This is a genomic window from Pseudomonas sp. MDT2-39-1 (genome assembly GCF_054898085.1).
In genome coordinates, this window is the sequence record NZ_CM142716.1 from 408,859 (window position 1) to 431,359 (window position 22,501).

The 22,501-nt window shown below is 60.9% G+C and carries 14 protein-coding genes, 1 pseudogene and 2 riboswitches; of the genes and pseudogenes, 7 read left to right on the forward strand and 8 right to left on the reverse strand.

What is annotated here, in order from left to right; translation table 11 throughout:
* Window positions 1-3 precede the first annotated feature (3 nt).
* Window positions 4-511: pseudogene (locus ACYZTM_RS02100) on the forward strand (hypothetical protein).
* A 94-nt stretch (window positions 512-605) separates the two neighbouring features.
* Window positions 606-2,330, forward strand: a complete 1,725-nt coding sequence (gene poxB, locus ACYZTM_RS02105; protein WP_461986734.1) for a ubiquinone-dependent pyruvate dehydrogenase — start codon at window positions 606-608, stop codon at window positions 2,328-2,330.
* Window positions 2,331-2,448: 118 nt separating this feature from the next.
* On the opposite strand, the gene ACYZTM_RS02110 is transcribed toward poxB, so the two are convergent.
* From ACYZTM_RS02110 to cobW, 5 genes are all read right to left on the reverse strand, one after another.
* Window positions 2,449-4,095: a phospholipase D-like domain-containing protein gene (locus ACYZTM_RS02110; RefSeq protein ID WP_131061546.1), complete on the reverse strand. Its 1,647-nt coding sequence runs from the start codon at window positions 4,093-4,095 to the stop codon at window positions 2,449-2,451.
* A gap of 287 nt (window positions 4,096-4,382) precedes the next feature.
* The gene (locus ACYZTM_RS02115; protein WP_461989284.1) at window positions 4,383-4,994 is read right to left on the reverse strand and encodes a vWA domain-containing protein; all 612 of its coding nucleotides are present in this window, start codon (window positions 4,992-4,994) and stop codon (window positions 4,383-4,385) included.
* Between the two features lie 53 nt (window positions 4,995-5,047).
* Window positions 5,048-6,046, reverse strand: a complete 999-nt coding sequence (locus ACYZTM_RS02120) for an ATP-binding protein (protein ID WP_461986736.1) — start codon at window positions 6,044-6,046, stop codon at window positions 5,048-5,050.
* Window positions 6,047-6,197: 151 nt separating this feature from the next.
* Window positions 6,198-10,091 carry a cobaltochelatase subunit CobN gene (cobN, locus tag ACYZTM_RS02125; RefSeq protein WP_461986738.1) on the reverse strand — a complete coding sequence of 1,298 codons (3,894 nt, stop codon included), beginning with the start codon at window positions 10,089-10,091 and terminating at the stop codon, window positions 6,198-6,200.
* Window positions 10,092-10,094: 3 nt separating this feature from the next.
* Window positions 10,095-11,156 (reverse strand): cobalamin biosynthesis protein CobW, encoded by a 1,062-nt coding sequence (gene cobW, locus ACYZTM_RS02130; protein WP_461986740.1) that lies wholly within the window; start codon window positions 11,154-11,156, stop codon window positions 10,095-10,097.
* 98 nt (window positions 11,157-11,254) lie between these two features.
* Window positions 11,255-11,468, reverse strand: a riboswitch (cobalamin riboswitch).
* A 261-nt stretch (window positions 11,469-11,729) separates the two neighbouring features.
* Window positions 11,730-11,956, forward strand: a riboswitch (cobalamin riboswitch).
* 120 nt (window positions 11,957-12,076) lie between these two features.
* On the opposite strand from cobW, the gene ACYZTM_RS02135 reads away from it, so the two are divergent.
* The 4 genes from ACYZTM_RS02135 (at window position 12,077) to cobM (ending at window position 14,239) form a co-directional block, all read left to right on the forward strand.
* Window positions 12,077-12,268, forward strand: a complete 192-nt coding sequence (locus tag ACYZTM_RS02135; protein WP_131061541.1) for a CbtB domain-containing protein — start codon at window positions 12,077-12,079, stop codon at window positions 12,266-12,268.
* Between the two features lie 11 nt (window positions 12,269-12,279).
* The gene (locus ACYZTM_RS02140) at window positions 12,280-12,984 is read left to right on the forward strand and encodes a CbtA family protein (RefSeq protein WP_461986743.1); all 705 of its coding nucleotides are present in this window, start codon (window positions 12,280-12,282) and stop codon (window positions 12,982-12,984) included.
* A complete protein-coding gene (locus ACYZTM_RS02145; RefSeq protein ID WP_131061539.1) occupies window positions 12,981-13,394 on the forward strand; it encodes a cobalamin biosynthesis protein in 414 nt (137 codons plus the stop codon). The genes ACYZTM_RS02140 and ACYZTM_RS02145 overlap by 4 nt, the downstream gene beginning before the upstream one ends.
* 98 nt (window positions 13,395-13,492) lie before the next feature.
* Window positions 13,493-14,239, forward strand: coding sequence for a precorrin-4 C(11)-methyltransferase (cobM, locus tag ACYZTM_RS02150; RefSeq protein WP_131061538.1), 747 nt, complete (start codon window positions 13,493-13,495; stop codon window positions 14,237-14,239).
* 114 nt (window positions 14,240-14,353) lie between these two features.
* On the opposite strand, the gene nfuA is transcribed toward cobM, so the two are convergent.
* The 3 genes from nfuA to ACYZTM_RS02165 form a co-directional block, all read right to left on the reverse strand.
* Window positions 14,354-14,938 (reverse strand): Fe-S biogenesis protein NfuA, encoded by a 585-nt coding sequence (gene nfuA / locus ACYZTM_RS02155; protein ID WP_008150988.1) that lies wholly within the window; start codon window positions 14,936-14,938, stop codon window positions 14,354-14,356.
* A 90-nt stretch (window positions 14,939-15,028) separates the two neighbouring features.
* Window positions 15,029-16,030 carry an acyltransferase family protein gene (locus tag ACYZTM_RS02160; protein ID WP_461986745.1) on the reverse strand — a complete coding sequence of 334 codons (1,002 nt, stop codon included), beginning with the start codon at window positions 16,028-16,030 and terminating at the stop codon, window positions 15,029-15,031.
* Window positions 16,031-16,230: 200 nt separating this feature from the next.
* Complete coding sequence (locus tag ACYZTM_RS02165) at window positions 16,231-18,528, reverse strand: fatty acid cis/trans isomerase (RefSeq protein ID WP_461986747.1); 2,298 nt, start codon at window positions 18,526-18,528, stop codon at window positions 16,231-16,233.
* Between the two features lie 154 nt (window positions 18,529-18,682).
* Here ACYZTM_RS02165 and metH point away from each other — a divergent pair, with 154 nt between their 5' ends.
* Window positions 18,683-22,393: a methionine synthase gene (gene metH / locus ACYZTM_RS02170; RefSeq protein WP_131061534.1), complete on the forward strand. Its 3,711-nt coding sequence runs from the start codon at window positions 18,683-18,685 to the stop codon at window positions 22,391-22,393.
* Window positions 22,394-22,501 lie beyond the last annotated feature (108 nt).

A 22,501-nucleotide genomic window follows, 5' to 3' on the forward strand; every position in this document is an offset into this window, starting at 1 on the left:
CGCATCGCCAAAGCCGCGATGGAAGAGAACCTCGCGGATACCGGACAAGCGCCGTCCAGCGCACTGTTCCAGCAGTATCAGGCCTGGGTCGAGGGTGAAACGGGGCTGCTGCTGACCGGCAACGTGATGATCGATCGCCGCACCATGACCGGCCCTGCGGGCCGTAGTGCTGGAAGACGAACGGCATCTTTAGCAGTTTCGTCAGTGGGCAACACAGGTGCTCGACAGCGGCATCGCCATGGCCGGTATCGGCACGGCGCTGGCCATCGAACCGAAGTTGGTCAAACGCTGGCGCGAAGGCCAGAACAGCCACCCACAATTGCCGCCGATCCGCTGGAAACGCAAACCACTGGCCGCCTTGGCGAGCATGGCCGTGGTGAAGTTCCAGCTGCATCGCCTGAGCCGCGGGCGCAAGACCCGGCCACAGGTTTCAGCGATATGGGCGTTGATTCTCGATCAGCTGTACATCGCCCGGCGTACGCGCCAGTACCGGCAGGCGATGGGCAAGTAATCGTCTATTAATCACAAACCCGGGTGAGTCATGGTTGCCACAGCGTTGTCCTCTTTTAACCCCGAGGACAATTCATCAATCACTGGAGCACCCCATGGCGAAAATCACCATTGCCCAGCAACTGGCAACCACCCTTGAACAGGCCGGCGTGAAACGCATCTGGGGCCTGACGGGCGACAGCCTCAACGGCCTGACCGAGGCCCTGCGCACCATGGACAGCATCGAGTGGATGCACGTGCGCCACGAGGAAGTCGCCGCGTTCGCCGCCGGCGCCGAAGCAGCGGTCACCGGGGAACTGGCGGTGTGCGCCGGCAGTTGCGGGCCGGGCAATCTGCACCTGATCAACGGACTGTTCGATTGCCACAAAAACCATGTGCCGGTGTTGGCCATCGCCGCGCAGATTCCGTCCTCGGAAGTGGGCCTGAATTACTTTCAGGAAACCCACCCGCAGGAACTGTTCAAGGAATGCAGCCACTTCGTCGAACTGGTGAGCAACCCGGCGCAAATGCCCCAGGTGCTGCACCGGGCGATGCGCAGTGCAATCCTCAATCGCGGCGTCGCGGTGGTGGTGATTCCCGGTGACGTGGCGCTGCAGGAAGTCGAAGACAACCTCAAGCCCTGGCCGGCGCTTTCAAAACCACGCACCCTGCCCGCGCCTCATGACCTGGATCGGCTGGTCGAATTGCTCAGTCAAAGCAAAGCCGTGACGCTGATGTGTGGAGCCGGCTGCGCGGGAGCCCACGCTCAGGTGGTGGCGCTGGCCGACGCCCTCGGCGCGCCGGTGGTGCATGCATTGCGCGGCAAGGAGCACGTGGAGTGGGACAATCCGTTCGACGTTGGCATGACCGGGCTGATCGGCTTCAGCTCCGGATATCATGCGATGCTCAACTGCGACACGCTGGTGATGCTCGGGACTGACTTTCCGTATCGTCAGTTCTACCCCACCGACGCCACCATCATTCAGATCGACCACGACCCGCAAGCCCTCGGACGGCGCACCACGCTGGATCTGGGCATCGCCGCCGATGTTGGCGAAACCCTCGCCGCGTTGCTGCCGCGCCTGCCTTATCGTGGCGACCGCAGCTTTCTCGAGTCTTCCCTCAAGCACTACCAAAAGGCGCGTCAGGGTCTTGATGACCTGGCTCAACCTTCTGCGCCGGGCCGGCCGATTCATCCGCAATACCTTACGCGCCTGCTCAGTGAACTGGCCGATGAGGATGCGATCTTCACCGCCGACGTGGGCACACCGACGGTCTGGGCCGCGCGCTATCTGAGAATGAATGGCAAGCGCCGACTGCTCGGTTCGTTCAATCACGGCTCCATGGCGAACGCGATGCCCCAGGCCATTGGCGCGCAAGCGGCGTTTCCTGGGCGGCAGGTGATTTCGCTGTCCGGCGATGGCGGTTTCAGCATGTTGATGGGGGATTTCATCTCTCTGGCGCAACTGAAGCTGTCGGTGAAAATCATCGTCTACGACAATGCCTCGCTCGGGTTCGTGGCCATGGAAATGAAATCCAGCGGGCTACTGGATACCGGCACGGACTTGCACAATCCGGACTTCGCGGCGATGGCCAATGCCATGGGGATCCTGGGAATTCGTGTCGAGGAATCCGAGGCGCTGGAACCGGCCTTGCGCCGGGCGCTGGCGCATGACGGGCCCGTGCTGGTGGACGTGGTGACGGCGACCCAGGAACTGGCGATGCCGCCGACGATCAAGCTGGAACAGGCCAAAGGGTTCAGTTTGTACATGCTTAAAGCGGTGATGAGCGGGCGTGGGGATGAGGTGATTGAGTTGGCGCGGACCAATCTGTTTCGCTAAGCGCTGAAAACCGCGTCGGCCCTTTCGCGAGCAAGCCCGCTCCCACAGGATTTCGTGAACGCCCGAGATCCAATGTGGGAGCGGGCTTGCTCGCGAAGGGGTCATTTGAGTCAGTGATTTACTGCCCGGAAAAACGCAACCTCGACAGCATCCGCAAATTCCCCTCGACATAATAATCATCAGTCCAGCTGTCATCCGCTGCTAACGGCTGGACCTGCTTGAGCGCCAGTTTTTTCGCGTAATAGCGAAACCGGTAGTGCTCATAGAACCGTAGCAATTCCAACCCATACCGATCCGCCAAATCGGTATCCCCGCGAATGATCAGGTAGTTCTCGTCATTGCTGCGACTGGCCGCCGCACTGAGGTTATGACTGCCACTGATGATCGTCGGCGTATCGCTGGTGAAATCCGTGACGACGGCTTTGGTGTGCACCAGCAGGTTGCCCTTCTGGCCTTCCTTGCTTTCCATGAGCCAACCTTCCAGCCCGGTATTGAGCAGCGCAACCGTGGTGAATTCAGCGGTGCGGTCGGCGTGAAACCCGGTGATTTTGCTCGCGGAGTTTTGCAGGCCGTAGCGCAGGATGTCGTCGTGGGGCTGACCGAGCAATGCGTTGAGGATGGCGTCGGGCAAGGTGAACGCAGTAACGAACAGCACATCTTTTTTCGCCGCGTTGATGATGTCGACGAACTCATGCAAGTCGCCCTGCCCCGAGCGCGGTGAGAATCCGGCGAACAACGGTTGGGTCGGGTCCATCGGGTTGTGTTGCGTGATCCATTGCCGCGTGGCGCCGACATCCGCCGGTGTGTTCCAGACCTGCTCGAACGTTTGCAGGTAACTGGCGCCGACCCGAGGATCGTCCAGCACATGCACCACGTTGGCCTGACGGTAGATGCCGTTGGGGGTGAAGTTGGTGCTGCCGCAGAGCACGGCTTCAGGCTGGCGCAGCCCCGCTGCATCGAGACGGCTCAGGACGATGAACTTGTTGTGGAAAATGCTGTGGGTGACGCGTCCGCGCTTGTTCGCCGCCGGGATCTTTTCCAGGCTCGCCTCATTCATGGCGGTCGTGTCTTCGTCCGGTTGCGCGTGATAAAGGACGCGAACGTGCACGCCGCGGTCGTGCGCCGCGTTCACCGCATCGACAATCACCGGCAACTGGTACTCGTAGATGGCGATGTCCAGTGCCCACTGACCATCGATGGCCCGCTCGATAAAGCCCAGCAAACGCCCGAGCAAACCGTTCTCCAGCCATTGGCGCGGGGCATCGGGCCAGACTTCGATGGGGAGCCTCTTATTGTCACTTATGAGCGCGTCGAGCTCGGGAAACTTGCGCTGGAACGCCTGACTGGCGGCCACTGCGCGGTTGAAATTGACACGTTGGTTGCCGGGATGTCCATCGTCGGTGGTGACCGTCACTTCCAGGGATTCACCGAGTTGCGGTGCATCGGCGCTGCCGTAGGCCAGATGGACCCGGTAATGGATCGTCAGCCCTGGATTGACCGCGTAATCGGCCCAGCGGAATTTCTGTAACGGCGCGATATTGCTCGGGGTGGCGTGATATTGCGCGAAGGTATGGGACTTACCCTGGAACGTCAGGCTATTGAACAAAAACTGCCAGGGTTTGTTGCCCTGCTGCTTTTCGATGGCGAAACCCAGCAGGCCTTTGCGGCGGGGTTCGGCCAGATCCATGGCCAACAGCACGCCATTGGTACCGGCGTAGGCTTTGACGCGGAAATCGTTCTGATCGTTAACGGCAAGTACGCGCATGATTCACTCCTGTGATCGAATGGCCCGCAGAGCATAGGGTAGTGATTTGGATTTGCCATGATTATCCGGAACCCGGGGTGATGCCTTCGCGAGCAAGCCCGCTCCCACAGGATTTGTGGATGCCGCAGATCGGGTTTGGGTCAGCGATGCTGGGTTTGCCATGATTATCCGGAACCGAGGTGATGCCATCGCGAGCAAGCCCGCTCCCACAGGGGACTTGTGAACGGCGCAGATTTAATGTGGGAGCGGGCTTGCTCGCGAAGGGGCCTCTGCAAACAACAAAGATCTCAGCCTGAAAACAGCTCATCAATGTGCCGATAATCCGCTTGCAGCTCTACCGCCATCTGTTTCGCCCGACCTAACCGGATCGGCCCGCGTTCGATATCAATCAGTAACCCTGGGCAATCCAGCACCGGTAGCCCCGGCCATTCCTTCAATCGCCCGTCGGTCACCAGCAACAGCCTTTGCTGTTCCGCCGGAAAGCGTTTTTGCCGTGTCGCCAGCCAACGGCCCGCTTCGCCAAGTGCCGCCAACAACGGCGTGCCGCCGCCCGCGCCCAGGTCATCGAGCCAGCCTCGCAACCCTGCCGACGCTTTCAAGCCTTGCACCTGCCACTTCGGCGCATGGCCACTGGCAGTCAATAACGCCAGACGCGCGCGCTGGCGATACGCGTCGTCGAACAATTGCGCGAGTAGACCCTTGGCATCGCTCAGTGCCTGATGACGGCGGGTCGAGGCTGACGCATCGACGATCACCAGCCACAGTTCATGAGCGGATCGGGTCCGCAGATAAAACAGCACATCTTTGTGCTGACGAGGACGGCCGTTGAGCAAGGTGCCGGGCCAGTTGATCGAGCCACTGCGTGCGGCGTGACGCTTGCCCTGTTTACCGTTATCCAGTCGTCCGGCGCGGGGTCTGGCATTCGCCCCCGCGTCAGATCGAGGGCGAATGCCTAGGACTTTTTTGGCCAGCTCGGCACTTCACGCCGGGCACCGATCGGCAACGCCTGGGCTGGCATTTCGCCCCACTGGCCCTGGCCTTCGCTCGGGCTGGAAGGTTGAGCCGAAGGTGACTGATTGTGTTGTGACGCTGGTGGCGATTGCTCGCGACGACGATGACGCAAGGCAAACTCGGCAACCGCGTCGATATCTTCCTCGGCGATAGCGCTCGCCCCTCGCCATGCGGCGTGGGCACGGGCAGCGCGCAACCAGACCAGATCGGCGCGCAAGCCATCGACACCAGCGGCGAAACAACGCTCGGTAATCTGCGCCAGTGCTTCATCATCCAGAGGGATGCTCGCCAACAGGCTGCGCGCCTTCTGGCAACGTTCACGCAGCGACTGCTGCTGGTTTTCCCACTCAGCGCAAAAGCGCTGGGGATCGCTGTCGAAATCCAGACGCCGACGGATGATCTGGCCACGTTCGGCCGGTGCGGTATGGCCACCGAGCGCGACGTTCAGGCCAAAACGGTCGAGCAGTTGCGGCCGCAGTTCGCCCTCTTCCGGGTTCATGGTGCCGATCAATACAAACTTCGCCGAATGCCGGTGGGAAATGCCGTCGCGCTCGATCAGGTTGGTGCCGCTGGCGGCCACGTCGAGCAACAGGTCGACGAGGTGATCGGGCAGCAGATTGACTTCATCGACGTAAAGCACACCGCCGTCGGCCTTGGCCAATACACCGGGGGAAAATTGTGCGCGACCTTCGCTCAGGGCGGCGTCGAGGTCGAGGGTTCCGACCAGCCGTTCTTCGGTGGCGCCGAGGGGCAAGGTGACGAACTGACCGCTGGCCAGCAAGTCCGCCAGGCCCCGGGCCAGGGTCGATTTGGCCATGCCACGCGGGCCTTCGATCAACACGCCGCCGATTTTCGGGTCGATGGCGGTCAGGTAGAGGGCGAGCTTCAGATCGTCGGCGCCGACCACGGCGGAGAGCGGGAAATGCGGGGTGTCGGTCATTTTTATATCTCGGTCATGGTCGGTAGCAGGCACACCTTGTACCTTGTAGGAGCGAGGCTTGCCCGCGAAGGCGTCTATTCAGTCGGTATCAATATTGAATGTGAAGGCCTCTTCGCGGGCAAGCCTCGCTCCTACAGGGTTTTGCGGTGCATCAGCTGTCTTCTTCTATATCCAGCAAAAGGTTTTCCAGCGCGTCGCGATACGCACCCGGCTCCTTCCACATCCCGCGCTGCTGCGCTTCCAGCATCCGCTCGGTCATGTCGCGCAGCGCATGGGGATTATGCTCACGCACAAAATCCCGGGTCGCCGGATCGAGCAAATACGCATCCGCCAGCAACGCGTATTGATGATCGTCGATCAACTGCGTCGTCGCGTCGAAGGCGAACAGATTATCGACCGTCGCCGCCAGTTCGAACGCGCCTTTATAACCGTGACGCTTCACGCCGTCGATCCACTTCGGATTGGCCGCCCGGGAGCGGATCACCCGGGCCAGCTCTTCCTTCAAGGTGCGGATCTTCGGCAGGTCCGGCTGACTGTGATCGCCATGGTAACTGGCCGCCGCTTCGCCGCTGAGGCTTTCCACGGCAGCGAGCATGCCGCCCTGGAATTGGTAATAGTCGTTGGAATCGAGCAAGTCATGCTCGCGATTGTCCTGGTTTTGCAGCACGGCCTGAACCTGGCTCAAGCGCTGGGCGAATTGCTCGCGGGCCGCGGTGCCCTCATCGGAGCCGCCGTAAGCGTAGCCGCCCCAATTCAGGTAAACCTCGGCCAGATCCTCGCGGCTTTGCCACAGACGCCCGTCGATGGCGCCCTGAACGCCTGCGCCATAAGCACCGGGCTTGGCACCGAAAATCCGCCAGCCGGCCTGACGCCTCGCCGCGTCTTCATCGAGGCCCGATTGCATCAATGCTTCACGCTCGGCACGCACCTTGGCGGCCAGCGGGTTGAGGTCGTCCGGCTCGTCGAGCGCGGCGACGGCTTGCACGGCGGCGTCGAACAGGCGGATCAGGTTGGCGAAGGCATCACGGAAGAATCCGGAAACCCGCAAAGTCACGTCCACACGCGGACGGTCGAGCAAGCTCAGCGGCAGAATTTCAAAGTCGTCGACCCGTTGACTGCCGGTAGCCCAGACCGGACGCACGCCCATCAACGCCATGGCCTGGGCGATGTCGTCGCCGCCGGTGCGCATGGTCGCGGTGCCCCAGACGGATAGCCCGAGCTGGCGCAAGTGATCGCCGTGGTCCTGCAAATGCCGTTCAAGAATCAGGTTCGCCGATTGGAAGCCGATGCGCCACGCCGTGGTGGTCGGCAGGTTGCGCACGTCCACCGAGTAGAAATTGCGCCCGGTCGGCAGCACGTCCAGACGACCGCGACTCGGTGCACCGCTGGGGCCGGCCGGGACGAAACGACCGCTCAAGGCGTCGAGCAGGCCGCGAATTTCTGCTGGACCGCAGGCGTCCAGACGCGGGGCGACCACTTCGCGCAGGCTGTCGAGGATGGCGCCAACCTCAGACCAACCACTCTCCTGTGGGATGGTGCTTTTGTGGCGAGGGGATTTATCCCCGTTGGGCTGCGAAGCGGCCCCAAAAAATGGGACTGCTGCGCAGCCCAACGGGAATAAATCCCCTCGCCACAGAGGCTCGCTCCCACAGGGTTCGTAGTTGGCATTCAACGTCTGCGAGATCAGTTGAGCAGCGAACAGCTCAAGACGTTCGCGGGAATCACCCGCCGTGCGCCAGACTTCTTCGCTCAACGATTGCAAGGCATCCGGTCGAGGTCCGATCCAAGGCTCGGCCAACGCACAATCCAGCGGATCAAAACCCAACTCAAACGCCTTGGCCAACGCCCGCAACAGACTCGACTGCGCCCCACGACCATCGCCACGGGGAATGCGCAACAGCGCCAACAACGTGTCGATGCGCAAGCGCCCGGTCGGCGACTCGCCAAAAATGTGCAGGCCATCGCGAATCTGCGACTCTTTCAAGTCGCACAGGTACGTGTCCAGCCGTGGCAACCAGATCGCCGCATCGGCGTCGCTGTTGAGCTTCTCGTCCAGCTGCAGTTCACGGTCGATGTGCGTCTCGCGCACCAGTTGCAGAATGTCGCGCTGCAATTCCCGGGCGCGGCGCGGATCGAGCAATTGCGCTTCGTAATACTCGTCGGCCAGCAACTCAAGGTTGCGCAACGGGCCATAGGTTTCGGCGCGGGTCAGCGGCGGCATCAGGTGATCGATGATCACGGCCTGGGTGCGACGCTTGGCCTGGGCACCCTCGCCCGGGTCGTTGACGATGAACGGATAGATATTCGGCAACGGCCCGAGGAGCGCGTCCGGCCAGCAGTTTTCGGAGAGCCCGACACCTTTGCCCGGCAACCATTCGAGATTGCCGTGCTTGCCTACGTGGATCACGCCGTGGGCGCCATAGGTGTTGCGCAGCCAGAAGTAGAACGCCAGATAACCGTGGGGCGGCACCAGATCGGGGTCGTGATACACCGCGCTCGGGTCAACCTGATAACCCCGCGCCGGCTGAATGCCGACAAAGGTCAGGCCAAAGCGCAACCCGGCGATCATCATGCGTCCGTCACGGAACATCGGATCGCTCTCGGGCGTGCCCCAGCGCTCCAGCACGGCGTGCTGATTGGCCTCGGGCAATGTGTTGAACATCCGCTGATAGTCGTCCAGCGCCAGGCTTTGCTGGCAGGGACGCTGGTCGATCGTGTCGAGGTCGTTGCTGACGCCGCCGAGCAATTGCTGGATCAACGCAGTGCCGCTCTCCGGTAACTCGGCGGGCAGCGGATAACCTTCGGAGTGCAGCGCACGCAAGATGTTCAGCGCGGCGGCCGGGGTGTCGAGGCCCACGCCATTGCCGATGCGCCCGTCGCGGGTCGGGTAGTTGGCGAGGATCAGCGCGATGCGTTTTTCGCGATTCGGTACTCGCGCCAGATCGATCCAGCGCCGCGCCAGTTCGGCGACGAAATCCATGCGCTCCGGTTGCGCCCGATAGCACACCACGTCCGACTGACTGCGCTCGCTGCGCCACGCCAGGTCCTTGAAGCTGATCGGCCGGCTGATGATTCGCCCGTCCAGTTCCGGCAAGGCGATGTGCATCGCCAGATCACGCGGGCCGAGGCCCTGTTCACTGGCACGCCAGCCCGGCTCGTTGTCTTGGGCGCAGATTGCCTGGATCACCGGAATGTTGCGGCGAAACGGCCGCAAATGCGGCGCTTCGGGGCTGGATTGGGCAAAGCCGGTGGTATTGAGAATCACCCCCGCCTCGACTTCATCCAGCAGGTCCTCGACCACCGTCAGGCAGCCGGGTTCTTTCAAACTGGCCAGTGCAATCGGCAAAGGGTTGAGGCCCGCAGCCTGCAAACGCTGACAGAAAACATCGATAAAAGCGGTGTTCGCCGCCTGCAAATGCGAGCGATAAAACAGCACCGCCGCCACCGGTTGACCGGCCTGCCAGTCGGCTTGCCAATCGTGCAGTTCGGCGGGGCTTTTGTGCGGATGGTAAATCGCCGTACGCGGCAGCGTTTGCGGCTCGGCCCACACGTAATCGCGATCCAGCCAGCGATTGGCCAGGCAGCAGAAAAAATCCTGGGCATTGGCCATGCCGCCCTGACGCAAAAACTGCCAGAGACGGTCGCGGTCGTCGGCAGACACGGTGCTCAGGTCACTGAGTTCCGGGTCCGGCCGATCATCGCCGGGCACCAGAATCAGTTGTACGCCGCGTTGGGACAGCTCCACCAGACGTTCGACACCGTAACGCCAATAGGCGATGCCGCCGTGCAACGAAATCAGAATCACCTTGGCGTGGCGCAGCACTTCGTCGACATACAGATCGACCGACGCGTGATTCTGCACCTGCATCGGGTTGGCCAGGCGCACGCTCGGGTAATCATCCGGCAACTGTTGCGCCGCTTCGGCGAGCAGCGCCAGGCTTGAGTCACCGCTGCACAGGATCACCAGCTCGGCCGGGGTTTGTCCAAGGTCGGCGATGTTGTCATCCGACACGAATCCGCCGGGCTGGGTCCTGAGCAGGTGCATGGCTTAAACGCTGAGCGCAGCGCGCAATTGCGCTTCGATTAGAATTCCGTCCAGTTCCTGGCCGATCAATACCAGGCGCGTGGCGCGCGCTTCATCGGCGCCCCACTGACGGTCGAAATGCTTGTCGAAACGCGTGCCCACGCCTTGGATCAGCAGGCGCATCGGCTTGTTCGGGATCGCCGCGAAACCTTTGACCCGCAGGATGCCGTGCTGGACCACCAATTGGGTCAGTGCGTCCAGCAGCAGGCTTTCGTCAGCCTGCGGAAGTTCGATGGAGATCGAATCGAAAGCATCGTGATCGTGATCGTCCTCGCCTTCGTGGTGGTGATCGTGATGGCTGTGACGGCTGTCGATGTGTTCCTCGGAACCGGCACCGAGGCCGATCAGCACGTCCAATGGCACGCGCCCGCTGCTGGCTTCGATGACTTTTACCGCTGGCGGCAGTTCTTCGGCGACTTCCAGGCGCACACGGGCCAGGTCTTCAGGGCTGATCAGGTCGGCCTTGTTGAGGATCACCAGGTCGGCGCTGGCCAGTTGGTCGGCGAACAGCTCGTGCAACGGCGATTCGTGGTCCAGGTTCGGGTCGAGTTTGCGTTGGGCATCGACCTGGTCCGGGAAAGCCGCGAAGGTGCCGGCAGCAACGGCCGGGCTGTCGACCACCGTGATCACCGCGTCAACGGTGCAGGCGCTGCGGATTTCCGGCCACTGGAAGGCTTGGACCAGAGGTTTTGGCAGGGCCAGACCCGAGGTTTCGATGAGGATGTGGTCGAGGTCGCCGCGACGGGCGACGAGTTCGCGCATCACCGGGAAGAATTCTTCCTGAACGGTGCAGCACAGGCAGCCGTTGGCCAGTTCGTAGACGCGGCCGTTGGCTTCTTCTTCAGTGCAACCGATGGAGCACTGCTTGAGGATCTCGCCGTCGATGCCCAGCTCGCCAAATTCATTGACGATCACCGCGATGCGACGACCCTGAGCGTTGTCGAGCATGTGCCGCAGCAAGGTGGTTTTGCCCGAGCCGAGGAAGCCGGTAACGATGGTGACGGGGAGTTTGGCCAGTGTTTTCATCGGATGCCCTTTGGCAAGGTGGCGGGCATACGGGACGACAATCGCAGCGACGGGCGCGCGCGGAAGAGTTCGCCACCGGATCACCCCGCCCGGTTGTAGTGAGAATCTGTGTCGAGGCAGGTCTCCTGGCTGACGGTGTGCCGGGCGGTTGGCCTGGCATTCGCTGCGCCTTCCCGCGAACCCGTTGGACAGGGCTTTCAGTGGCGTGGCAGCGAACATCACCGTTCACAGTTGCGGGGGCAGCCGCGGCATCGACCGCGTTCCCTTCTTAGCTTCGGCAAATGCCGAAGAACCTCGAAAGCGCAAGGCTACGCATCGTCTTGGGGCGGGTCAATGTCCGCAATGACGATCTCTGTGGCGAGGGGATTTAGCGAAACGTCGCACCGCCCCCTTCGGCGGCGAAGCCGTCGCAAAACCTGTTTGCGGGGTGTGCCTGAAGAAATGCAGGGGCCGCTTCGCTGCCCAAAGGGGATAAATCCCCTCGCCACAGATAAATCCCTTCAACACAGTTACACCCCTCAATTGCGAGATGAGAACCCATGCCAATTGACGCCAAACCCCCGCCCATGCTCTCCTACACGCCTTGTTACGGGTGCCCTTCACAGGGTGAAACGGGAAACCGGTGAATCATGTGCTTTACTCAAGCCATGTCAGTCCGGTGCTGCCCCCGCAACGGTAAGCGAGCGAAGCGTCAGATCCACTGTGCCAGCAGTTCGGCATGGGAAGGTGATGCTTGCAGGTCAAGGCGAAAGCCAGTGCCCCTCGTGAGCCCGGAGACCGGCCCGCAACAGAAAGTGACCATTACGATCACTGAATAACAAACCCGCGGTGGGCGGGCGCTGTTTGAACCTCTGCGCGCCCGATTCGCAGGGGTTTTCCATGCGCTCTATTCACCCGCTGACAGACCAGAGGGAAGCGCCATGTCGATCATCAGCAGCACTAGCCACACAGCGGCCAGCACCACCACGACCCTGACTCAACGCCTGACCGCTGCCGTTTGCGCATCGATCCTTGGCGCTTGCCTTGTGTATTTCGCCGGTTTCTCGCACATCGAAGCGGTCCACAACGCCGCGCACGATACCCGTCACAGCTCTGCATTCCCGTGCCATTGAGACCTGCTGACATGATCAAGCGTATTGCGCAAACCGCAGGGTTCTCCGGGCTTCTGGCCGCCCTGTTGCTGACCCTGATGCAAAGTTTCTGGGTGGCTCCGCTGATTCTGCAGGCCGAGACTTTCGAAAAATCCGAGCCCGCCGCTGCTGAAGTTCACGAACACGCCGCCGGTGTTGCCGCTCATACCCACGATGCCGAAGCCTGGGAACCGGAAGACGGCTGGCAGCGCGTGTTGTCGACCACGGGCGGTAACTTGGTGGTAGCCGTTGGTTTCGCCTTGATGCTCGCCGGGCTCTACACCTTGCGCGCACCGACTAAAACCTCGCAGGGCTTGCTCTGGGGCCTGGCCGGTTACGCGACCTTCGTGCTGGCGCCAACCCTTGGCCTGCCGCCTGAACTGCCGGGCACTGCCGCGGCCGATCTGGCGCAACGGCAACTCTGGTGGATCGGCACGGCCGCCTCCACGGCTGTCGGCATCGCCTTGATCGTGTTTAGCCGTCACTGGCTGATGAAGATCCTCGGCGTGGCGATTCTCGCCGTTCCGCATGTGATCGGCGCGCCGCAACCGGAAGTGCACTCGATGCTCGCTCCGGAAGCCTTGGAAGCACAGTTCAAAATCGCTTCGCAGCTGACCAACGTCGCGTTCTGGCTGGCCCTGGGCCTGATCAGCGCCTGGTTGTTCCGCCGCAAAAGCGATGGCCAATACCACGCATGACGGATACCGGCACACCGCCGACTTTAGTCGTCGGCCTGGGCTGCCAGCGCGGCTGCCCCGCCAGCACGCTGCGGGCGTTGCTCGATCAGGCACTACAGGCTCATAAAATCGGACTTCACCAGATCAAGGCCCTGGCCAGTATCGACCTGAAGCGTGATGAACCTGGCCTGATCGAGCTGGCTGCGCAACTCGCATTGCCGCTGATGTATTTCAGCAGCGAGCAATTGAAAGGCTACAAACCGCGACTCAGCCATCATTCGGACATCGCGTTCGAACGCACCGGTTGCTACGGCGTGGCGGAAAGTGCCGCCCTGGCCCTGGCCGAACAACTGGCCCAGGCACCGGCAAAACTGCTGATTTCGCGACAAAAATACGCCCAGGCCACCCTGGCATTGGCCTGCGTTGCGTAAGATCCCCGATAATCCCCGCCTTCGATCATGAGCAATCTTCATCTGAAGCCTTACTCACGCCCTTTTTCTGACAGACTCTTTTTTCAAAGGAACGGACGATGACCGTCTACTTCATTGGCGCAGGTCCCGGCGACCCGGAACTGATCACCGTCAAAGGCCAACGGCTGATTCGCAGTTGCCCGGTGATCATCTATGCCGGCTCTTTGGTGCCCGCCGCCGTGCTGGAAGGCCATTGTGCCGAACAGATGGTCAACAGCGCGGAGTTGCATCTGGAACAGATCATCGAACTGTTCAAAACCGCCCATGCCAACGGCCAGGACGTGGCGCGGGTGCATTCGGGTGATCCGAGTCTTTACGGGGCGATTGGTGAGCAGATTCGTTATCTGCGAGAACTCGGGATTGCGTTTGAAATCATTCCCGGCGTTACGGCTACTGCCGCGTGTGCGGCGCTTTTGGGGGCTGAGCTGACGTTGCCCGACATTTCCCAGAGCGTGATTCTGACCCGCTATGCCGATAAGACCGTGATGCCGGCCGGTGAAGAGCTGGGCAGTCTGGCGCAGCACGGGGCGACCATGGCGATTCATTTGGGGGTCAATCATCTGGAGAAAATCCTCGCCGAATTGCTGCCGCATTACGGCGCGGACTGCCCGATCGCGGTGATTCACCGGGCGACCTGGCCGGATCAGGATTGGGTGGTGGGGACGATTGCGGACATTGCGGCCAAGGTTGCGGCGAAGGGTTTTCGGCGCACGGCGTTGATACTGGTGGGGCGGGTGTTGGGCAGTGATCAGTTCAGCGAATCATCGCTGTATCGCGCCGGGCATGCGCACTTGTATCGGCCCTGAGTCACGCTAAATCCCCTCGCCACAGGTAAATCCCTTCACTCACAGATAATCAATCGTCCACAAAAAAACGGCACTCACGGGTGCCGTTTTTTCATTTCGCAGCGAACACCTTACTCAGTAGTAGGCATTTTCTTTCTGCGTGTGGTCAGTCACATCCCGTACACCCTTGAGCTCGGGAATGCGCTCGAGCAAAGTGCGCTCGATGCCTTCGCGAAGGGTGACATCTGCCTGGCCGCAGCCCTGGCAACCGCCGCCGAACTTCAGTACGGCGATACCGTCTTCGACCACATCGATAAGGCTGACCTGACCGCCGTGGCTGGCGAGCCCCGGGTTGATCTCGGTTTGCAGGTAGTAGTTGATGCGCTCGTTGACCGGGCTGTCGGCGCTGACCATCGGAACTTTGGCGTTTGGCGCCTTGATCGTCAGCTGGCCGCCCATGCGGTCGGTGGCGTAGTCGACTACCGCGTCGTCCAGGAAGGCTTCGCTGAACGAATCGATGTAAGCGGTGAAGCTTTTGAGCCCCAGCGCGGTGTCTTCAGGTTTCTCTTCGCCCGGCTTGCAGTAAGCAATGCAGGTTTCGGCGTACTGGGTGCCAGGCTGGGTGATAAAGACGCGGATGCCGATACCCGGGGTGTTCTGCTTGGAGAGCAGATCAGCCAGATAATCGTGGGCGGCGTCGGTGATGGTAATAGCGGTCATGGAAACTCCTCGCAGGCTTGGGCGCAGTTTACGCCAATCATCGCGCCGTACAAAGTCCTAGTATTTTTGTCGGGAAAGAGCCATCGCCGCTTAAGTAACCGTTTCGCCGTCAATCCGGGCTTTAAGCCACTGATAGCTGCGCTTTTCTACCCATTCGTAACTTGCCCAGGACGCCAGACCAATTGTCGCCGCGCAAACGACGAACATCACGTAGGGATTCACGCCATAACGCTGTGCGACAAATCCACCGGCAGACAGCACCAGCACGTGCATCAAATAAACCGAGTAGGAGCAATTGCCGAGCAATTTGAACAGCCGATTGTTCTCGACATAGCGCTCCAGCGAAATGCACGCCATCACCAGCACCGCGCTCGGCAAGCCCCAGGCCAGGAAGCGTGGGGCCGGCGGCCAGTGATAAATGGCCAGCAACGCGCCGCCAATTCCCAGCAGCGGCAGCCACAGTCCCGGCTTGATCCAGCGTTGGCGGTAAAGCATACCGATGGCGATCCCCAGTAAGAACTCATAAACGATGTCCGAACGGTAGAACTCGCTGACCCAGCCATAGCCGGTCCAGGCCTGGCATACCGCGAACAGCAACGCCGCAACGATCAATAACCTGAAGTGCAAGCGGAACAGCAGTGCCCAGCCGAACAGCAGGTAGAACAACATTTCGTAGTTGAGGGTCCAGCCGACGTTGAGGGTCGGATAAATCCCATAGCCGCCCGGATTCTCCGTAGGAATAAACAACAGCGACAGCAGGAAGTGCGACCAGTCAACCGTCTGATCCGGCAACACCGGCCGAGCGAATACCACGACCAGTGCCATCAGCACCGTGTACAGCCAGTAAGCCGGGACGATCCGAAACAGTCGGTACAACAGAAACCGCATCGGTGGCAGTGACTTGCCCTCGGTGGACAGGAAGATCACCAAACCGCTGATGACGAAGAAGATGTCGACGCCCACGGCGCCCTTGTCGATAAACGCCTGCCCCACCGGCCCACGGGCCTGGAAGTCGAAGAAAATCTGCATGAAATGGTGGCAGACCACCGCCCAGGCTGCGATGGCGCGCAGGGCTTGTACAGAAATCAACATCAACGCCCCTCCCGTTCCCAATCCCAAACCACCACAGATTCCCTGTGGGAGCGGCGGTGCGACGACTCGACTTGCTCGCGAAAGCGGTATGTCAGGCAATACTTACGTCGACTGACACACCGCTTTCGCGAGCAAGCCCGCTCCCACATGGGTTCAGCGTTGCCTTACAGATCCGACACCGGGCAGCAGTCAAAAGTCGATCAAAGATTCTCGTATCGGTTCATGTCCAGCACGCCCTCTTCCACTGGCTCGGTTTCGTGGAGGTATCGGCTCAGGTCATGGAAGTAAAACCAGAACTGCGGATGACTGCGGCGAACACCCCAGCGCTCGACGATTTTCTCGAAGCGGTGCGCGTCCTTGGCGTTTTCCATCGCATCGACGAACGCCGGCACCTGGTCGGCGGGAATGTTGAACATGAAATTCGGGTAGCTGCTGAGCACGCCCGGGAAAATGGTCAACGTATCGAGCCCCGGCTGATAGCGCAGCGATTCACCGAGCAGGAATGCCACATTGCTGTGGGCCCGGTTGCGCAGCAGGCTATAAACCTCGCGCTTGCCGCCAGCGGTTTCGATGCGCAGCATGGTCGCTTCCGGCAACTGATCGATGACCCGCAAACCGGCCGCCGGGCGTGAAGTCAGGCGACTCAGCGCCTGCTCGGCATTCTGCAAGACCGGGTCGATGTTCGGGCGCGAGCAGTAAGCGCCGTCACAGCGGTTGATCGGATCGGGCCTGGCATTGAGTTCGCCGTAACGGGACAGCAACTGCATCGCAAAGTCGCGCTTGGGGTCCTTTTCATCCAGTTTCAGTGCCGTCGGCGTGTCATTGTCGATGGCTTCGTAATCCAGCCACATCTTGAATTGGCCGCCGCTCTGGTACCAATCATTGAGGTAATCGTCCCGCGAATCGGCCGGCATCAGGCGCAGGAAATTCTGCTCGGCGCCGTTGCGGATCAGGTCGAAGTACAACCGCGTCTGGGCTTGATGAGACACGTTGCCGAACACATCGAAGTTGACCGCCAACTGATAATACGTGCGCTCCAGCAGTGGAAAATCGAACAGCCACAGGGTCTGCGGCACGTCGCCGATCAGGCCCTTGTTCACCGAAGCGCTGTCGAAATGCCGAAAGATGCTCAGCAGCGCGTTGTCATTTCCCGCCCATAGGGTCGACCAGCTCGGCGCCGGCAGATCGGCGTAATTGTCCCGGCGTAGCGCTTCGTACTCGTTGCGTTTGTTGCGGTAGTCATACCACAGGCTCAGGACGCTGCCGACTTCGTCGTTTTGACCCGGCATGGCCAGCAACGGCGTGGCCTGGCCGCGATAGTGCGGGTCGGTGATGTAGAGGTCGTGTTCCGGTGCCTGAAACAGCGCCCAGAAGTTATCGCGGATGACATCGGTGGCGATCTGGCCGCGGCAGACCGGGCCGCGAATGAAGGTGCGTACAAAGTATTCGGCGTTATCGAGCATGAACTGATAACGGGCCTGCGCCGGGATCGCTTCGAACGTGGTGAACGGATTGGCCCGTCGTTCCGGCCCGTATCCCGGCAAGGCGTTGACCTGCCAGTTACCGTTGTAAAACAGGCTTTTGATCCGCGCTATCTTCGCCGCGCTCAGCGGATAGGTGATGTGGGTCTTGTGCACGATCACGCCCTGCACCGGCCACAAGCGGTAATACACCTGAGTACCCGGATCGTCGTTTGGCCGGCGGGTGTTGATCAGGTCGATAGGCTGCCCGGTCGGGGTTCGCGAGCGCACCCACTGGAAGTAATGCCCTGGCTCGCCATCCTTGAAGTAGAGGTGGGCGAGGAACCAATGCTCGAACAACCAGCGGCCGACCAGACTTTGCCGCGCGCCCGGGGCGTTAAGCAGATTTTCCCACTGCACCACCTGCAAGGCTTCCTTCGCGCTCGGGACCAGGCCTTGCTCATCGATTGGCGCACCCGAGGCCAGCCAGCGTTGCAGTGTCTGGTATTGCTGGTCGGTCAGGCCGGTGACCGCCAGCGGCATGCCTTCTTTTGGGTGGGTACTGGCGTAGCCGTCAAACTCCGCCGGCATGGCGCACATGTTTTCCCGGTTCAGGCCCAGCACGATGTCTTCCGGCAATTTGGCGTTGGGTTGCAGCGGGGTTGTGTGGCCCAGCTCCAGCATTCGCGCCATCAGAGCGGCCTGGCTGCCTTGGGCGTCGAGGACCGAATAGAAGCCCTTCTGCTGCCAGGCACGTTTACCGAACGCGTCATAAAACAGCCGGGTCGGCGCGGCGGCCTGGCTGCGTTCTCCGTCGTAGACCGGGGTTTTAGTCGCGCCACGCGCCACCCCTTCGCCGCTGCCCAGATTGAGCTGACAGGCGGAGTCGTAGCAGGCATGGCAGGCCACGCACTTTTCGGTGAGGATCGGTTGGATATCCCGGCTGTAGGAAATGTCAGGTGAAATCGCCGGACCTTGCGCAACGGCATCCCAGCTTAAAAGCAGCATAAAAATGCTGGTGATGACGCGATACGACATGTCCCTGGTCCCGATCATGAAAAACGCCGCGATTCTACCGGTGTGGCAACCGCACAAACATGAGCGATATTCATGCAAAACCGGGACATGCTCTAAAACCGCACAGGTTTGCTATCATCCCGGCCCTTCGTCATGGTCTTTCCGAGTAGTCCCAATGTCCGATCGCAGTGTTCGCCTTCAAGCTCTCAAGCACGCCCTCAAAGAGCGCATCCTGATTCTCGATGGCGGCATGGGCACGATGATCCAGAGCTACAAGCTCGAAGAGCAGGATTACCGCGGCAAACGCTTCGCTGACTGGCCGAGCGACGTCAAAGGTAACAACGACCTGTTGGTGCTGACCCGTCCGGACGTGATCGGCGGCATCGAGAAAGCCTACCTGGATGCCGGCGCCGACATTCTGGAAACCAACACTTTCAACGCCACCCGGATTTCCATGGCCGATTACGGCATGGAAGAGCTGGCCTACGAACTGAACGTAGAAGGTGCCCGCCTGGCGCGCAAAGTCGCCGATGCGAAAACCCTGGAGAACCCCGACAAGCCACGCTTCGTCGCCGGCGTGCTTGGCCCTACCAGCCGCACCTGCTCGCTGTCGCCGGACGTGAACAACCCCGGCTACCGCAACGTGACCTTCGATGAACTGGTGGAAAACTACACCGAGGCCACCAAAGGCCTGATCGAAGGCGGCGCCGACCTGATTCTGATTGAAACCATCTTCGACACCTTGAACGCCAAAGCCGCTATCTTCGCCGTGCAGGGGGTTTACGAAGAACTGGGCGTCGAATTGCCAATCATGATTTCCGGCACCATCACCGACGCCTCCGGCCGCACCCTGTCCGGCCAGACCACCGAAGCGTTCTGGAACTCGGTGGCCCACGCCAAACCGATTTCCGTCGGCCTGAACTGCGCCCTCGGCGCCAGTGAATTGCGTCCATACCTGGAAGAGCTGTCGAACAAGGCCGGCACCCACGTCTCGGCGCACCCGAACGCTGGCCTGCCGAACGAGTTCGGCGAGTACGACGAGCTGCCGTCGGAAACCGCCAAAGTCATCGAAGAGTTCGCCCAGAGCGGCTTCCTCAACATCGTCGGCGGCTGCTGCGGCACCACGCCGGGCCACATCGAAGCCATCGCCAAAGCCGTGGCCGGTTATGCGCCTCGTGAAATTCCAGAAATCCCGAAGGCCTGCCGCCTCTCGGGCCTGGAACCGTTCACCATCGATCGCAGTTCATTGTTCGTCAACGTCGGCGAGCGGACCAACATCACCGGTTCCGCCAAATTCGCCCGTCTGATCCGTGAAGACAATTACACCGAAGCCCTGGAAGTCGCCCTGCAGCAGGTCGAAGCCGGCGCCCAGGTGATCGACATCAACATGGACGAAGGGATGCTCGATTCGAAGAAGGCCATGGTGACCTTCCTCAATCTGATTGCCGGTGAACCGGACATCTCTCGCGTGCCGATCATGATCGACTCCTCCAAGTGGGAAGTGATCGAAGCCGGCCTCAAGTGCATCCAGGGCAAGGGCATCGTCAACTCGATCAGCATGAAAGAAGGCGTCGAGCAGTTCATTCATCACGCCAAACTGTGCAAGCGCTACGGCGCCGCTGTGGTCGTGATGGCCTTCGACGAAGCCGGCCAGGCCGACACTGAAGCGCGCAAGAAAGAAATCTGCAAACGCTCCTACGACATTCTGGTCAACGAAGTCGGCTTCCCGCCGGAAGACATCATCTTCGACCCGAACATCTTTGCCGTGGCCACCGGTATTGAAGAACACAACAACTACGCGGTGGACTTCATCAATGCCTGCGCCTACATCCGTGACGAGCTGCCGTACGCGCTGACCTCCGGTGGCGTGTCCAACGTGTCGTTCTCGTTCCGTGGCAACAACCCGGTGCGTGAAGCGATTCACTCGGTGTTCCTGCTGTATGCGATCCGCAACGGCCTGACCATGGGTATCGTCAACGCCGGTCAGCTGGAGATCTACGACCAGATCCCGGCCGAGCTGCGTGATGCGGTCGAAGACGTGGTACTCAACCGTACGCCGGAAGGCACCGACGCCCTGCTCGCCATCGCCGATAAGTACAAGGGCGATGGCAGCGTCAAGGAAGCCGAGACCGAAGAATGGCGCGGCTGGCCCGTCAACAAGCGTCTGGAGCATGCACTGGTCAAGGGCATCACCACGCATATTGTTGAAGACACCGAAGAATCCCGTCAGTCGTTCACCCGGCCGATCGAAGTCATCGAAGGCCCGCTGATGTCCGGTATGAACATCGTTGGCGACCTGTTCGGCGCCGGCAAAATGTTCCTGCCGCAGGTAGTGAAATCCGCCCGCGTGATGAAGCAGGCCGTGGCGCACTTGATCCCGTTCATCGAACTGGAAAAAGGCGACAAGCCGCAAGCCAAGGGCAAGATCCTGATGGCCACGGTGAAAGGCGACGTGCACGACATCGGCAAGAACATCGTCGGCGTGGTGCTCGGCTGTAACGGCTACGACATCGTTGATCTCGGCGTGATGGTCCCGGCGGAGAAAATCCTGCAAGTGGCCAAGGAGCAGAAGTGCGACATCATCGGCCTGTCCGGCCTGATCACGCCTTCGCTGGATGAAATGGTCCACGTGGCCCGTGAGATGCAGCGTCAGGACTTCCATCTGCCGCTGATGATCGGTGGCGCGACCACCTCCAAGGCGCACACGGCGGTGAAGATCGAGCCGAAGTACAGCAACGATGCGGTGATCTACGTCACCGACGCCTCCCGCGCCGTGGGCGTGGCGACGCAGTTGCTGTCCAAGGAACTGAAACCGGCGTTCGTCGAGAAGACCCGCCTGGAATACATCGACGTTCGCGAGCGCACCGCCAACCGCAGCGCCCGCACCGAACGCCTGAGCTACCCGGCCGCCATCGCCAAGAAGCCGCAGTTCGACTGGAGCGCCTATGAGCCGGTGAAACCGACCTTTACAGGCTCCAAAGTGCTGGACAACATCGACCTGAAAGTCCTGGCCGAGTACATCGACTGGACGCCGTTCTTTATCTCCTGGGACCTCGCCGGCAAGTTCCCGCGCATCCTCACGGATGAAGTGGTCGGTGAAGCCGCCACCTCGCTGTACGCCGACGCGCAGGAAATGCTGGCCAAGCTGATCGACGAAAAACTCATCAGCGCCCGTGCGGTGTTCGGCTTCTGGCCCGCCAACCAGGTGCGTGAGGATGACATCGAAGTCTACGGCGATGACGGCAAGGCGATTGCCAAGCTGCATCACTTGCGTCAGCAGATCATCAAGACCGACGGCAAACCGAACTTCTCCCTCGCCGACTTCGTCGCGCCGAAGGACAGCGAAATCACCGATTACGTGGGCGGTTTCATCACCACTGCCGGGATCGGCGCCGAAGAAGTGGCCAAGGCTTATCAAGACGCCGGCGACGATTACAACTCGATCATGGTCAAGGCCTTGGCCGACCGCCTGGCCGAGGCGTGTGCCGAATGGCTGCATCAGCAAGTGCGTAAAGACTATTGGGGTTATGCCAAGGACGAGACGCTCGACAACGAGGCGCTGATCAAAGAGCAATACACCGGCATCCGCCCTGCTCCCGGCTACCCGGCCTGCCCGGATCACACCGAGAAAAGCACCCTGTTTGCATTGCTTGACCCTGAAGCCCGCGAAATGCAGGCCGGCCGCAGCGGCGTGTTCCTCACCGAGCACTACGCGATGTTCCCGGCGGCAGCAGTCAGCGGCTGGTACTTCGCTCACCCGCAAGCGCAGTATTTTGCGGTGGGCAAGATCGACAAGGACCAGGTGCAGAGCTACACGTCACGCAAAGGACAGGAACTGAGCGTGACCGAACGCTGGCTGGCGCCGAACCTCGGTTACGACAACTAACCCTTAAGCAACAAAGATCCCTTGTAGGAGCGAGGCTTGCCCGCGAAGAGGTCATAACATTCAACATCTTCGTTGACTGTTACACCGCCTTCGCGGGCAAGTCTCGCT

What these genes read in the sequence shown, in the direction of transcription:
- poxB (WP_461986734.1), top strand. Translation starts at nt 606, where the DNA reads ATGGCGAAAATCACCATTGCCCAGCAACTGGCAACCACCCTTGAACAG.
- ACYZTM_RS02110 (WP_131061546.1), bottom strand. Translation starts at nt 4,095, where the DNA reads ATGCGCGTACTTGCCGTTAACGATCAGAACGATTTCCGCGTCAAAGCC.
- ACYZTM_RS02120 (WP_461986736.1), bottom strand. Translation starts at nt 6,046, where the DNA reads ATGACCGACACCCCGCATTTCCCGCTCTCCGCCGTGGTCGGCGCCGAC.
- cobN (WP_461986738.1), bottom strand. Translation starts at nt 10,091, where the DNA reads ATGCACCTGCTCAGGACCCAGCCCGGCGGATTCGTGTCGGATGACAAC.
- cobW (WP_461986740.1), bottom strand. Translation starts at nt 11,156, where the DNA reads ATGAAAACACTGGCCAAACTCCCCGTCACCATCGTTACCGGCTTCCTC.
- ACYZTM_RS02135 (WP_131061541.1), top strand. Translation starts at nt 12,077, where the DNA reads ATGTCGATCATCAGCAGCACTAGCCACACAGCGGCCAGCACCACCACG.
- ACYZTM_RS02140 (WP_461986743.1), top strand. Translation starts at nt 12,280, where the DNA reads ATGATCAAGCGTATTGCGCAAACCGCAGGGTTCTCCGGGCTTCTGGCC.
- ACYZTM_RS02145 (WP_131061539.1), top strand. Translation starts at nt 12,981, where the DNA reads ATGACGGATACCGGCACACCGCCGACTTTAGTCGTCGGCCTGGGCTGC.
- cobM (WP_131061538.1), top strand. Translation starts at nt 13,493, where the DNA reads ATGACCGTCTACTTCATTGGCGCAGGTCCCGGCGACCCGGAACTGATC.
- nfuA (WP_008150988.1), bottom strand. Translation starts at nt 14,938, where the DNA reads ATGACCGCTATTACCATCACCGACGCCGCCCACGATTATCTGGCTGAT.
- ACYZTM_RS02160 (WP_461986745.1), bottom strand. Translation starts at nt 16,030, where the DNA reads ATGTTGATTTCTGTACAAGCCCTGCGCGCCATCGCAGCCTGGGCGGTG.
- ACYZTM_RS02165 (WP_461986747.1), bottom strand. Translation starts at nt 18,528, where the DNA reads ATGTCGTATCGCGTCATCACCAGCATTTTTATGCTGCTTTTAAGCTGG.
- metH (WP_131061534.1), top strand. Translation starts at nt 18,683, where the DNA reads ATGTCCGATCGCAGTGTTCGCCTTCAAGCTCTCAAGCACGCCCTCAAA.